General features: G+C 71.0%; 11 protein-coding genes and 1 tRNA gene. 6 read left to right on the plus strand and 6 right to left on the minus strand.

The annotated features are described in order from the left end of the window. Window positions 1–5: 5 nt before the first annotated feature. Complete coding sequence (locus ACYQ78_RS36445) at window positions 6–986, plus strand: ATP-binding cassette domain-containing protein (protein ID WP_459805542.1); 981 nt, start codon at window positions 6–8, stop codon at window positions 984–986. After that, the gene (locus tag ACYQ78_RS36450) at window positions 983–1834 is read left to right on the plus strand and encodes an ABC transporter permease (RefSeq protein ID WP_459805543.1); all 852 of its coding nucleotides are present in this window, start codon (window positions 983–985) and stop codon (window positions 1832–1834) included. The genes ACYQ78_RS36445 and ACYQ78_RS36450 overlap by 4 nt, the downstream gene beginning before the upstream one ends. 52 nt (window positions 1835–1886) lie before the next feature. Here the strand turns inward: ACYQ78_RS36450 and ACYQ78_RS36455 are convergent, their stop codons facing one another. Then, entirely contained in the window at window positions 1887–5042 is a 3156-nt protein-coding gene (locus ACYQ78_RS36455) for an ATP-binding protein (RefSeq protein WP_459805544.1), read from the minus strand. Between the two features lie 76 nt (window positions 5043–5118). On the opposite strand from ACYQ78_RS36455, the gene ACYQ78_RS36460 reads away from it, so the two are divergent. Next, a tRNA-Arg gene (locus ACYQ78_RS36460) sits at window positions 5119–5195 on the plus strand. Here ACYQ78_RS36460 and ACYQ78_RS36465 read toward each other — a convergent pair. Continuing rightward, the gene (locus ACYQ78_RS36465) at window positions 5183–5449 is read right to left on the minus strand and encodes a hypothetical protein (RefSeq protein ID WP_459805545.1); all 267 of its coding nucleotides are present in this window, start codon (window positions 5447–5449) and stop codon (window positions 5183–5185) included. The genes ACYQ78_RS36460 and ACYQ78_RS36465 overlap by 13 nt on opposite strands. Window positions 5450–5609: 160 nt before the next feature. Between ACYQ78_RS36465 and ACYQ78_RS36470 the strand changes: the two genes are divergently transcribed. From ACYQ78_RS36470 to ACYQ78_RS36480, 3 genes are read left to right on the plus strand one after another with little or no spacing between them, the layout of a single operon-like run. Beyond that, entirely contained in the window at window positions 5610–6395 is a 786-nt protein-coding gene (locus ACYQ78_RS36470) for a phosphotransferase (protein WP_459805546.1), read from the plus strand. 17 nt (window positions 6396–6412) lie between these two features. Next, window positions 6413–7300 (plus strand): cobalamin biosynthesis protein, encoded by an 888-nt coding sequence (locus tag ACYQ78_RS36475; RefSeq protein ID WP_459805642.1) that lies wholly within the window; start codon window positions 6413–6415, stop codon window positions 7298–7300. A gap of 58 nt (window positions 7301–7358) precedes the next feature. Then, window positions 7359–8819 carry a cobyric acid synthase gene (locus ACYQ78_RS36480; RefSeq protein ID WP_459805547.1) on the plus strand — a complete coding sequence of 487 codons (1461 nt, stop codon included), beginning with the start codon at window positions 7359–7361 and terminating at the stop codon, window positions 8817–8819. Window positions 8820–8947: 128 nt separating this feature from the next. Here the strand turns inward: ACYQ78_RS36480 and ACYQ78_RS36485 are convergent, their stop codons facing one another. Genes ACYQ78_RS36485 through ACYQ78_RS36500 form a run of 4 tightly spaced genes read right to left on the minus strand, consistent with a single transcriptional unit; the run spans window position 8948 to window position 13419 of the window. Next, complete coding sequence (locus tag ACYQ78_RS36485) at window positions 8948–10009, minus strand: 1-acyl-sn-glycerol-3-phosphate acyltransferase (protein WP_459805548.1); 1062 nt, start codon at window positions 10007–10009, stop codon at window positions 8948–8950. 16 nt (window positions 10010–10025) lie between these two features. Next, on the minus strand, window positions 10026–10838 hold the full coding sequence (locus tag ACYQ78_RS36490) for a patatin-like phospholipase family protein (protein WP_459805549.1): 813 nt from the start codon (window positions 10836–10838) through the stop codon (window positions 10026–10028). Between the two features lie 15 nt (window positions 10839–10853). Beyond that, the gene (locus ACYQ78_RS36495) at window positions 10854–11801 is read right to left on the minus strand and encodes a quinone oxidoreductase family protein (protein WP_459805550.1); all 948 of its coding nucleotides are present in this window, start codon (window positions 11799–11801) and stop codon (window positions 10854–10856) included. Window positions 11802–11811: 10 nt separating this feature from the next. Then, window positions 11812–13419: a serine/threonine-protein kinase gene (locus ACYQ78_RS36500; RefSeq protein WP_459805551.1), complete on the minus strand. Its 1608-nt coding sequence runs from the start codon at window positions 13417–13419 to the stop codon at window positions 11812–11814. Window positions 13420–13491 lie beyond the last annotated feature (72 nt).

Below are 13491 nucleotides of genomic sequence, written 5' to 3' on the forward strand. Positions count from 1 at the left end.
AGGGCATGACAGACACCGCGATCGAGACGAACGGTCTCGTCAAGGTCTTCGGCGACAACCGCGCCGTCGACGGGCTCGACCTGACGGTCCCGGCCGGCGCCGTGTTCGGCGTCCTCGGCCCCAACGGCGCCGGCAAGACCACCGCTGTGCGCATGCTGGCCACCCTCCTGCGCCCCGACGGCGGCACCGCCCGCGTCTTCGGCCACGACGTGATGGCCGAGGCCGACACCGTGCGGTCGCTGGTCGGCCTCACCGGCCAGTACGCCTCCGTCGACGAGGACATGACGGGCCGCGAGAACCTCATCCTGCTCGGCCGCCTGCTCGGGTTTCGCACCCCCGCGGCCCGCTCACGCGCCGACGACCTGCTGGCCGCCTTCGGGCTCACAGAGGCGGCCGCACGACTGGTCAAGAACTACTCGGGAGGCATGCGGCGGCGCCTCGACATCGCGGCGACGCTGCTCAACACGCCCCGGCTGATGTTCCTCGACGAACCCACGACCGGGCTCGACCCGCGCAGCCGCAACCAGGTGTGGGACATCATCCGGGCCGTGGTCTCCTACGGCACGACCGTGCTCCTGACCACGCAGTATCTCGACGAGGCCGACCAGCTCGCCTCCCGGATCGGCGTCATCGACCACGGGAAGCTGATCGCCGAGGGGACTCCGGGCGAGCTCAAGTCGTCGGTCGGCGCGGGCACCGTCCACGTGCGGGTGCGCGACGCCCACCAGCGGGCCGACGCCGAGAAGCTCCTCTCCGGCGCCCTGGGCGTGCCGGCGAGCCCCGACCCGGATCCGCGCCGGGTGGTCATCCGGGTCCCCGGCCACGGCACCGAGCGCGGCGCCGCGGAAGACGCCGCCCGCGCCCTGTCGGAACTGGCCGCCGCCGGGATCGTCGTCGACGACTTCTCCCTCGGCCAGCCCTCTCTCGACGAGGTCTTCCTCGCCCTCACCGACCACCCCGCGACCCCCCAGGAGAGTGCGGCATGACCGCCACCACGACCGAGACGGCCGCCGAGTCCGGCTACGTTCCCGCCTCCGAGTCCATCGGGGCACTCCTCGCCCCGGGTGACCGGCCCGCCCGGCCGAGCCCGCTGTCGGCGTCGCTGACGTTCGGCTGGCGGGCCATCCTGAAGATCAAGCACGTGCCGATGCAGTTGTTCGACGTCACGGCGTTCCCGATCATGATGACGCTGATGTTCACCTATCTGTTCGGTGGCGCGCTGGCGGGGTCGACCACCGAATACCTGCAGTTCCTGCTGCCGGGGATCATGGTGCAGAGCGTCGTGATGACCACGATGTACAGCGGGATCGCGGTGAACGTCGACATCGCCAAGGGCGTCTTCGACCGTTTCAAGACGCTGCCGATCTGGCGGCCCGCCGCGCTGGTCGGCAACCTGCTGGGCGACGTGCTGCGCTATGTGCTGGCGTCCCTGGTGATCACCGTGGTCGGCCTGATCCTGGGCTTCCGCCCGGCCGGCGGCGTGATGGGCGTGGCGGCCGGGATCGCGCTGCTGGTCGGCTTCTCGTTCGCGTTCTCGTGGATCTGGACGATGTGCGGGCTCTACCTGAAGACCGAGCAGTCGGTCATGGGGGTCAGCATGCTCGTGCTGTTCCCGCTGACCTTCCTGAGCAACGTCTTCGTCGATCCTTCGACGATGCCCGGTTGGCTGCAGGTGTTCGTCGAGGTCAACCCGATCACCCGGCTGGTGGCGGCGGTTCGGTCGCTGATGGCGGGCAATCCGGACATGGGCGAGCTGACCTGGGTGTTCATCGCCGCGGCGGTGCTGCTGGCCGTGTTTGGATCGCTGACGATGCGGGCGTACAACAGGAAGTAAGGGTCTTCGGGCCGCCGCCGAACGGGGGCGTGGCGGCCCGGGGATCTTGTGTTCAGAGCCGCCATCCGACGGGGGAGTCGGGCCGGTAGCGGCACGACGAACCCGTGCTGATCGACGCACGCAGGTGGGAGGCGAGAGAGGGATGGCGTTCGCCGAGTTTACGCAGGGTGTCGCGGATGCGCGCGGTCACCGTCTTGCGGGCCCGCTCCGCCTCGTCGCCCAGCCGCCGGTCACGCCCCGCCAGCCCGGCGGCGGCGCGCAGTTCGGCGAGCAGGGCCTCGCGCTCCCGGTCGAGCGTGGCGGCCCGGTCGTCGTCGCCGAGCGTGGTGGCGCGGTCGATCTCGTCGTCGAGGCGGGTCAGATGACGCCGGTAGCGCGCCTTGGCCTCGTCGTCGAGCACGGGATCACCCCCGAAGCTCCGCGCCGCGACCACCTCCCGGCCGCCCTCGGGATCGAGCAGCCTGACCGCCGGGACGTCGGTGCCGGGCGCCCCCAGGAGAATGTGCAGGTCACGCAGGCCTTTGGCGTCGGGCATCCGCACCACCACCCCGTCGTAGGCCAACTCCCAGACGTCACCTTCGCGCCGGAAGGTAGGACTGAGCCGCCCAGCTTCGGCCCCATGTCGCCGGGTCGCCGGGGGCGGGCGTTCTTCCATGCGGGCGCGGGCGATCTGCGCCCGGATGTGGCCCATGCCCAGTTCGGCTCCCTCGGCCGCCGACTCGTCGAGCATCACCCGGCCACGCTCCCGGTCGCCGGTCGCCAGCAGGGCCTGCCCCAGCCGGACCCCCGCCTCCACCACCCACGGGCGTGCGTCCATGGCCACCGCCGACCGTCGTGCGTCGGTCAATCGCGAGATCGCTTCGTTCCAGTTTCCGCGTGAGGCGGCCAGCACGCCGAGCCAGTGGTCGACCGGGCCCGCGATGTCGCACCCGCCGATGCTGACCAGCCAGTCGCCCGAATGGGGCGCCAGCCTCTCCTCAGCCCAGCCCGCCAGTGCCGGGTCGCCCGAGTCGGCCGCCGCGTGGGCGATGAAGCGCAACCCCAGCGGGGCGAAGGCGCGGGGATAGGAGTCGCGATCGTCCGGCAGCGCGGTCAGGGCGGTGTCGAGGTCGCCCGCCTGGAGGGCGGTGATGCCTCTCAGCAGTTCGGTCTGTGAGTGGCCGGTGGTCTCCAGCCGGGCCAGCACCGGCGGGATCTCGGCGAAGCGGCCTTGGTGGAGCAGGACCGCCCACAGGATGTGGTCGGCCATGAAGTCGAACGCGTGGCGACTGTCGTCGTCGACCACCTCCATCGCGCCGCGCAGGAACTCCTCGGCCTCGGCGAACCGGCCGGCCAGGGTCATGATGATCGACTGGTCGACGCGGGCGGAGAAGACCAGGCGCTCGCCGCCGACGCGGAGCGCGAACGCGGTCGACTCGGCGAACTGGTCGAGGTAGGCGGGGTCGCCCGCCTCCAGCAGCGCCACCCAGCGCAGCGAGGTGGCGAAGTGTTCGGTGTCGGCGTCGCCGCCCCGCCGGGCGACCGTGGCCATCTCACTGGTCAGCTCGATGCGCTCGGCGGCCGTGCCCAGCCCGAACAGCACGTCGTGGCGGGCGGCCAGGCCGAAGGCCAGGGCCTCGTCGTCGTCGCCCGCGCGGGCCGTCGCGGCGATGTGGATCGTCAGTTCGTGGGCCATCGCGTCGGGCGTCGTGGCCGGGTCGCCGCCGATCAGGGCGCGGTGGGCCAGGCGGACCACCTCGGAGCTGCGGCCACCGCTCGTCCCGCCGAGCATGCCGGGGCCGTCGATGCGGTAGTAGCTGATCGCCACCCGGGCCAGGATGTCGGCGTCGCCGGTCTGCTGGGCGAACGTCCAGGCCGATTCGAGGGTGGCGCGGGTCTCCCCGACGTCGTTGAGATGGAACAGGCAGGCGCTCAGCTCCATCGCGATCATCGCCCGGCGCCGGGGTTCGAGCCCCTCGCCCCGGTCGGCGGCCTTGCGCAGGTGGCCGATCGACTCTTCGATGGCCATGCGCCCGTGGGCCTCGCCGGCCGCAGACAGCAGCCGCTCGACCGTGACGGCCGGGGGCAGCTCGTGGCCCGCCCGGTAGGCGTGGCGGGCCTGGTCGGCCGGGAGGATGTGGGCGGCCAGCGCCGGATCGGCGTCGAGGGCCACGATGACCCGGGCGTGCCGGGCGGCGGCGCCCTCGCCGAGGGATTCGTAGAGGGTCTCGCGGACGAGATCGTGGGCGAACCCCAGCCGCCCCTCGGTGAGCTGGACGACCAGCCGCGAGGCCACCGCCTGCCCGAGGAGGCCGTCGACCCGGGCGGCCGGAAGCCCGGCCAGCGCGGCCAGGACGTCGCGGTGGAACTCGCGCCCCAGCACCGACGCGTCGGTCAGTAACGCCGCGACCTGCTGCGGCAGCAGCGACACGCGTTTCTGCACCGCGTCGCGCACCCCCGGCGCGATCGCCGTCACCGACCCGCCGCCCTGCCAGAGCCGGGCGGTCTGCTCGACGAAGAACGGATTGCCGCCGGTCCGCCGGTGCACCTCATCGACGAGAGAGGGCTCGGGCGCCCGACCGGCGGTGCGGGTCATCAGCGCGCCGACCTCGTCGCGGCCGAGACCGGTCAGCGAGATGCACGTCGCCTTCGCCACCAACGGCATGATCAGCGGCGCCAGCGGATGGTCGGGCGTCTCGGCCTCGGCGTCGCGGTAGGTGCCGACCAGCAGCAGCCGCTCGAACCAGGTGTGCCGCGCCGCGAATTCGAGCAGCTTCAGCGACGCCGTGTCGGCCCAGTGGAGGTCGTCGATCACCACCACGACCGGACGGCTCTGCGCCACCGACACCAGCGCCGTGGTCACGGCGTCGTAGAGCCGGAAGCCCTCGAACACCTCCTGTCCGGCGCCCGACCGCTCGCCCAGCAGGATGGCCAGCACCTCGGCGGCGTCGGCCCCCACCGACGACCACTCGGGGGCCCGCCGCATCGCCCGGATCACCTGCACCCACGGCCAGTAGCCGGGCGCGCCGTCGGACTGCCAGCACGACCCGCCGAGCACCAGCGCCCCGGCCCGCTTGGCCTCTTCGACACCACCGGTGACCAGCGTGGTCTTGCCGATTCCGGCCTCACCGGTGACCAGCACCAGGCCGCCGTGACTGTCGAGGGCCCGCCCGATCTCCGCACGCAACAAGCCCACGGGATGGTCCCGCCCGATGAGCTGAGAGGTCATCCCTCTACGCTATCGACCGACGCCGACATTTTGCGTTGTGAAACCAGTGCGGGGATCATGCAGAATGGGGCACTGAGCGCCCTTAGCTCAGTCGGATAGAGCAGTGGACTTCTAATCCACCGGTCGGGGGTTCGAATCCCTCAGGGCGCGCCATCGGACATCTCCTCTTCTGGCGGTTCGGCCGGTTCGTCCCGGCCGAACAGCAATGCCAGCACCTTCAAGGCCCTGGCGCTGTGCTTCTCGGAGAACGTCGCCGCCGACGCCTCGACGACCAGCAATATCGCGAGCACGGCCGCCACTCCGAGGGCGACCGCGAGAAACAGGCCGGTGGAGTCCTCCGGTGCCATCGCGAATGATCCCGCGGCGGCAGCGGCGCTCGACGTGGGCACGACCCACCTGGCGTTCACGGGAGAGACATTTCGTGTCCGGGTCCCTTCGCAGCGCAGTGACTCAAACGATCAAGCCCTTGCTTGCGGCGAGCCTACCCGACGGTAGTCACGCTCCGTAGCATGCGATCACGGGTTTTTCCAGTGCCGTCCGAACCCGGTTCCAGTACTCTCAAGTCGCATGTTCGTTGTGTCGCGGGCCGATGAAGTCCCGCTGTCCGGCGGCGATGTCACCGAAGGCGTGGTCCGGGTCGGCGACACGGTCCGCCGCCCGCTGAAGGCCTCTTCGTCCGCCGTCCACGCCCTGCTCCGTCATCTGGAATCGGCCGGGTTCGACGCCGCGCCCCGGGTGCTGGGCATCGATGAGCTGGGGCGGGAGGTGCTGACCTTCGTCCACGGCGAAGTTCCGGGCCGGCCCTTTCCCGCTGATGAGCGGGTTCTGGTCGAGCTGGCCGGGCTCCAGCGGCGCTACCACGACGCGGTCGCCGGGTTCCGGGCGCCGCCCGGCGCCATCTGGGAGACCGGGTCGGCCGACGACGCCGAGCCCGAGGTGGTCGGCCACTGCGACGTCACGCCCGAGAACGTGGTGTTCCGCGACGGGCTGCCGGTGGCGCTGATCGACTTCGACATGGCCCGGCCGGTGTCGCGGCTGTTCGACGTCGTGACCACGCTGCGTCACTGGGCGCCGATCGCCGATCCGGTCGACCGCGACCATCCCGGCCTCGACGCCGGGCGGCGCATCCGGCTGTTCGCCGACGCCTACGGGCTGAGCGCCGCCGAGAGGCTGAGGCTGCTGCCCACCGCGCGGCTGCGGTTCGACCGGTCGTACACGGCGATGAAGCGCAAGGCCGAGACCGACGGCGGCGGCTGGGCGGTCATGTGGGAGTCGGGCGCCGGGCAGCGCATTCGCAGAGCCGCCGCGTGGCTTGATGCGAATGAGGAGGATCTGCACCGTTTCCTCCGATAGGAGAGAATGCGTCCGTGATGGGGGAAGAAGCGCGGGGGATCGCGCTCGGGGTGGCTTTGGACGCATTGATCGGAGATCCCCGGCGGGGACATCCGGTGGCGCTGTTCGGATCCGCCGCGACCGAGCTGGAACGGCGGGTCTATCGCGACTCACGTACCAGAGGATTGATCTTCACCGCCGTTTGCGTCGGCTCCGTGACGGCTTTAGGGGCGTTGCTCCCGAAAAAGACCGTGATCACGGCCGCCGCCACCTGGGCGGTCCTCGGCGGCACCACATTGGCCCGCGAGGGCGCGAACATGGCCCGTCACCTGGCCGACGACGACCTCGCCGCCGCCCGGAAAAGGTTGCCGCACCTCTGCGGGCGTGACCCGAGCAATCTGGGTGAAAACGAGCTGGCCCGCGCGACCGTCGAGTCGGTCGCCGAGAACACCTCCGACGCCGTGGTCGCCCCTCTCTTCTGGGGCGCGGTCGCGGGCGTGCCCGGATTGCTGGCCTATCGGGCGATCAACACCCTCGATGCGATGGTGGGTCACCGTTCACCCCGCTATGAGCGCTTCGGCTGGGCCGCCGCCCGCCTCGACGACGTGGCCAACTACATTCCCGCCCGTCTCACCGCGCTGCTCGCCGCGCTGTGTTCCGGTCGCGTCGTGCCCACCCTCAGAGCCGTTTTTCTGTACGGCTCCCGCCACCCCAGTCCCAATTCCGGTCAATGCGAAGCAGCTTTCGCAGGAGCCCTGAACGTGACCTTGGGCGGCGTCAACGACTACGGCGGCCGCCTGGAACACCGCCCCGAGCTCGGCGACGGCCCCAAGCCGACGAAGGCTGATATTTCGCGAGCTGTAACGCTGGCCCGGCGGGTGGCCTGGGCGGCGGCGGCCTTGGCGGTCCTGGCCAGGCGGAAATGACCGTCGCGACGTGCGGCCGCGTTCCCGATTTCGCCCGATCGACTCTTGTGAGGTTCGCTTGAAAGGCGCCCTGCTCGTCGCCGGGACCACCTCCGACGCGGGCAAGAGCGTCGTCACGACCGGGATCTGCCGCTGGCTGGCCCGCCAGGGGGTGAAGGTCGCGCCCTTCAAAGCGCAGAACATGTCGCTCAACTCCTACGTCACCGCCGACGGCGCCGAGATCGGCCGGGCGCAGGCGACCCAGGCCGCCGCGTGCGGCATCGAGCCGACCGCAGACATGAACCCCGTGCTGCTCAAACCGGGCAGCGACCGCCGCAGCCAGGTCGTGGTGAAGGGCAGGCCGCTGGCCGACGTCGACGCGCTCACCTATCCGGCCATGAAGCAGCACCTCAAGACGGTCGCGCTGGAGTCGCTGGCCCGGCTCCGGGCCGAATACGACGTCGTCGTCTGCGAGGGCGCCGGCAGTCCGGCGGAGATCAACCTGCGGGCCAACGACATCGCCAACATGGGCCTGGCGCGGGCGGCCGGCCTGCCGGTCATCGTCGTGGGCGACATCGACCGGGGCGGGGTGTTCGCGCACCTCTTCGGCACGCTCGCGCTGCTGGAACCCGACGACCAGGCGCTCATCTCCGGCTTCGTGATCAACAAGTTCCGGGGCGCGAAGGAACTGCTGGAGCCGGGCCTCGACATGCTGCGCGGCCTGACCCACCGCGAGGTCTACGGGGTGCTGCCCTGGCTCGACGGGCTGTGGATGGACGTCGAGGACTCCCTCGCGCTGGACAACCGCCCGGAGACCGGCGACGGCCACATCAACGTCGTGGTCGTGAAATATCCGCGCATCTCCAATTTCACCGACCTCGACGCCCTCGCCGCCGAGCCCGAGGTGAACGTCCGGTTCGTCACCTCACCGAACGGGATCTCCACGGCCGACCTGGTCATCCTGCCCGGCTCCCGTGCCACCGTCAGCGACCTGGCCTGGCTGAGGGAACGCGGCATCGCCGACGCCCTGGCCCGGCGGGAGGGCCCGATCCTGGGGATCTGCGGCGGCTACCAGATGCTCACCGAGACCATCCACGACGACGTCGAGTCGCAGGTGGGAGAGGTGCCGGGGCTGGGCCTCCTGCCGGCCACAGTCCGGTTCGTCCAGGAAAAAGTGCTGGCCAGGCCGACGGGGTCGGCATACGGTCACCGCGTGGCCGCGTACGAGATCCACCACGGCATCGTCACCCCCGCCCCGGGCACCGAACCGTTCCTCGACGGGTGCCACCGGGCCAACGTCTGGGGCACCACCTGGCACGGCGCGCTGGAGAACGACGGCTTCCGCCGCGCCTTCCTCACCGAGATCGGCCTGCCGGTCGAGAGCGACGTCGATTTCGCCCGCCTGCGCGAAGCCCGCCTCGACGCCATCGGCGACCTGATCGAACACCACATGGACACCGACGCGCTCAAGGAGTTGATCACCAAGGGCGCCGATCTATCGAGGGCGGTCATCCCCCCGGGAGGCCCCCGATGGTCGTGATCGCCGCGACGGCGGCCGTCGCGACCGTGGGCCTGCTCATCGGCGTGGCCCTGCTCACCACGGCACGCCGCCACCACAGAAGGCGCCCACCGCCCGAGCGCTGAGCCTCCGGCGGGATCCGTTCCCGTTCATCGCGGCGAATGGCCTTGTTTCGCTTCGGCTTCGCTCGCGGCTAACGCCTTCTGGGCGGTGATCCAGTTGTCGATGGCGGTCCACTGGTCGAAGAGCCAGGTGATCTGGGCTTCTCTGTCTCTCGGGATGTCCTCGGCGGCCCAGCGCCACCACTTGGCCGTGATGCGGGCCTCCTCCGGGAGGTGGTTCCAGATGTCGCCGAGGGTGATCAGGTCGTCGAGGCCCGTGTGGGCGACGAAGATCACGTCGGCCTCGGGGCAGGCGGTCATGGCCGCTATCGCGCCGTTGGGGCGGGGTGGGAGCAGGTGGTCGAGGCGTTCGGCGCGGGCCGCCTCGGCGCGCAGGCCGCGTTCGCGCAGGCGGCGGATGGCGCGGAAGCGGCGGGCCGGGGTGAAGTTGCCGCCCTCGGGGAAGATCACGAGGGCGTCGTCGGCGTCCATGTCCGAGGCCAGGCGGGAGATCTCCGCGATGATCCCGCTCTCGGCGACCTTCTTCGGCACGAAGGCGTTCGGCAAGCGGTTGATCACCACGTCGAGCGACGGGTCGAACTGGAGCGCCGCCTTCATGACGATCCGGGGACGCCGCTGGTAGCGGGCCAGCAGGTGGTAGACGAGCAGGAACGAGTCACCGGGGCCCGCGTGGCGGGACAGCACGATGATCGGGCGGGTCAGCCGCCGGGTGAGCTCCTCCCCGGTCAGCGCCGGTTCGTCGATCGTGACCGACAGGCGGAAGATCGCCACGGCCGCGTTGTAGACGTTGGTCAGCAGCCAGCGGATCAGGGCGTAGTGGCGTTCCTGGTGGCTCGCGTCGTGGAGGCGGCCGCCGAAGCCGGACGCGACCCACAGCTCCAGGCTGGCGATCAGCGCGGCCGACTCGAGCGCGAGCCACACCACGGCGAACACGACCAGCCGCATCCCGCGCCGCCGGGGCGGGGGCAGCCGGAGGCTGACGATGAGGCCGAAGACGAGCCAGACCGGCAGGGTGACGATGACGGCGACGGTCAGCACGATCACCAGCGGCGCGAAGATCAGCCGCCGGACGATCCGGGGAGGGAGCATGACCGACCTCCTTAGTTCATAGATCTGCCAGGTAGGCGGCGGAGGCCTCGTAGGCGCGGCCCGCGTGGCGGGCGATCCGGGAGGCGTCGCGGTAGCGGAGGTCGGACAGGCCGGGGCGGCCGCCGAAGGCGGCGGGCATCACGTGGACCTCGACGTCGTCCGACAGCGAGGCCATCTCTTCGGCGAAGCGGTGGCGGCGGGCGATCTCGAAGGCGACCAGGCCGACCTCCCACGGCTTCGCGGGGGGTTCGAGCGGCCTCTCGATGCGGCCGACGTGCAGGACGAAGATGCGGGTGGCCCCCATGGCGACCGCGCGGCCGACCGGGATGCTGTGGACCAGCCCGCCGTCGACGAAGTGCTCGCCGTCGATGCGTACCGGCGGGAGCAGGCCGGGGACGGCACACGAGGCGAGCACGGCGTCGGCGAGCGGACCCTCGGTGAACCAGTGGGCGCGGGCCTTCTGGATCGACGCCGCCACGCACTGGAACGGGATCTCCAGGTCCGCGAACGTCTCGGGCAGGTGGCCGCCCAGCAGGCGGCGCAGCGGGTCGATCGGGTGGAGGTGGGTGCCGGTGCGGGCCAGGGTGGACAGGCGGGTCATCCACGACCCGGCGAACGCCGTGCGGACGATGTGGGAGCTCCAGAGCTCGCTGAGCCGGTCGACGGCGTCCACCGGATTGGCGGCCAGCACGACCCCGTTCAGCGCCCCCACCGAGGTGCCCACGATCAGGTCGGGCTTGATCCCGGCCTCCGCGAGGGCGCGCAGCATGCCGACCTCGTGGGCGCCGAGAACCCCGCCGCCACCGAGTACGAACGCCGTCTGGTTCACGTTTTCCAACCTAATTCAGGGGATGAGGAGCAGTTTGCCGGTCGTCCGGCGGCTTTCCAGATCGTCGTGGGCCCGCCGGGCCTCGGCCAGCGGGTAACGGTCGTAGACCGCCACGTCGAGCGAGCCGTCGGCCACCCAGCCGAGGACGTCTCCGGCCCGTGCCAGCAGATCAGGACGGGTCGCCACATAGTGACCCAGGGTCGGACGCGTGACGAACAGAGAGCCCGCCTGGTTGAGTCGTTGCAGGTCGAACGGCGGGACCGGGCCGCTGGCGGCGCCGTAGAGGGCTAAGAGGCCGAGGGGGCGCAGGGCCGCCAGGGAATCTTCGAAGGTGGCGGCGCCGACGCCGTCGTACACGACATGACAGCGTTTCCGCACGCCGGCGGCGACGTCGGCGTAGCGGAGGACCTCGTCGGCGCCCGCCGCGCGGGCGAGCTTCTCCTTGGCCTCCGAGGAGACGGTGGCGATCACGTGGGCGCCGCGCATCTTGGCCATCTGGGTGAGCAGCAGGCCCATGCCCCCGGCGGCGGCGTGGATCAGCACCTCGTCGCCCGGCTTGATCGTGTGGGTCGAGTGGGTCAGGTAGTGGGCGGTCATGCCCTGGAGCAGCACCGCCGCGGCCAGGTCGAGGCCGAGCGGCTCGGGGACCGGCACCAGCTTCGCGGCCGGGACGACCTGCTTCTCGGCATAGCTGCCGATCACGTTGGCCCAGGCCACCCGGTCACCCACGGCGACCTCGGTGACGCCGGGGCCGGTGGCGACGACCGTACCGGCTCCTTCGGAACCCGGGGTGAACGGGGCGGGGAGGGGATAGCGGCCCTCGCGGTGGTAGACGTCGATGAAGTTGACGCCGATGGCGGCGACCTCGACCAGCGCTTCGCCCGCCCCGGGGACGGGGTCGGGCACCTCCGCGAGGTCGAGAGCCGAAGATCCGCCCGGTGTGGTGACGATGATCGCTCGCATGGCGCCTGTCCTACCCGTTGAGCTGGCCTCTGAGCTCGAAGTCGTCGAAGGCCAGTTTGATCGACGACTCCCCGTCCGCCTGGACCCGGCCGATGACCCCGACGTCGCCGGTGGCCAGGCCGTTGTTGTCGATGGCCGTGGCCACCTGGTTGCCGTTCACCCACATGGTCAGTGTGACGGTCTTGTCGGCGCCGGGCTCGCAGGAGGCGACCACGCTGTTCTTGCCCTCCGGCAGTTCGACGGCGCTCTTGGCGACGACGCCACCGGAGCCCCCGGAGACCCGGCGGATGCGGGCCTCGCCCGAGCTGGTCAGCAGGAACTCGTACCGGCTGGGCTTGTAGTTGTTGTCGGAGCCGCGGCAGAAGAGGCCGTATTCGCCGGTGCCGACCGGTTCCTTGGCCTCGACGAAGACGGTGAGGAGCAGGTTGAGCGGGGTGACCGGGGTGGGCGAGGGGCCCGGGTCGTCCTTCTGCACCGCGACGAACGGGATCGGTGCGGGGACGACGCCCTCGGGGTTGTCGGTGTTGAGGTCGAGCGCGTAGGTGCCCTGCGGGGTGTACCCGTAGAGGGAACCGTTGTCGGGGTCGTAGGTGCCCGACCAGTCGCCGTTGTTGGTGAAGTCCTCCTGGTAGATGCGGACCAGGTTCTCCGGCGGGCCGCCCGGACCGGCCAGGGCGCGCACGCCGATGACGCCCGCCGTGACCGCGACCGCCGCGGCCACCGCGACCCCGGCGATCAGGCGGCCCCGGTTGGGCGTGTGCCGGCGCAGGGTCGGGGCGCTCTGCTTCCAGGTCTCCGCCACGGTGTGCTGGGCGATCTCCGGGGTGACCCGGCCGACCATGCTGTCGAGGAGCTGCTGGGCGGTCGGCCGGTTGCGCGGGTCCTTGTCGAGCGCCGCCAGCACGAGCTGGCGCATCTGCGGTTCGAGGTGGTCGAGCACCGGCTCGGCGTTGAGCACCTGGTAGATCACGGCGGGCAGCGCCTCACCGTTGAACGGGGCCTTGCCGCTGGCGGCGAACGCGACCAGGCAGCCCCACGAGAACACGTCGCAGGCGGGCGAGATCGTCTCGCCGCGCAGCACCTCGGGGGCCATGTAGCGGGGGGTGCCGACGAGCTCGCCGGTGTGGGTGACCCCGCCGAACGTGTCGAGCGCGCGGGCGATGCCGAAGTCGATCACCCGGGGGCCGACCGGCGAGAGCAGCACGTTGGACGGCTTGAGGTCGCGGTGCACGATCCCGGCGGCGTGGATCGCGGTCAGCGCGGTGGCCACCCCGACCGCCAGGGCCTCCAGGCTCGACCCGGTCAGCGGGCCGGACTTCTCCACGGCCTGTTCGAGGTTGGGGCCGTCGACGTATTCGGTGACGACATAGAGCTGCTCGCCGTCGAGGTCGGCGGCCAGCACGGCGGCGGTGCAGAAACGGCGTACCCGCTGGGCCGAATCGGCCTCACGGCGGAACCTCACCCGGAAGTTCTCGTTCTGGCTGTACTCCGCGTTGATCACCTTGACGGCGACCTTGCGGCCGGACTCGTCCTGGCCGAGGTAGACGGTGCCCATACCGCCCCGGCCGAGGCGGCCGGTGATGCGATAGGGCCCTATCTGCTGAGGTTCGTTCGCCACGGTGACCCACCGTACAGAAACCAGCCGAAATGAACTACGTCATACCCTGACGTTCGAACTTGCGTTCAGTGC

Source organism: Herbidospora sp. RD11066 (assembly GCF_054661255.1).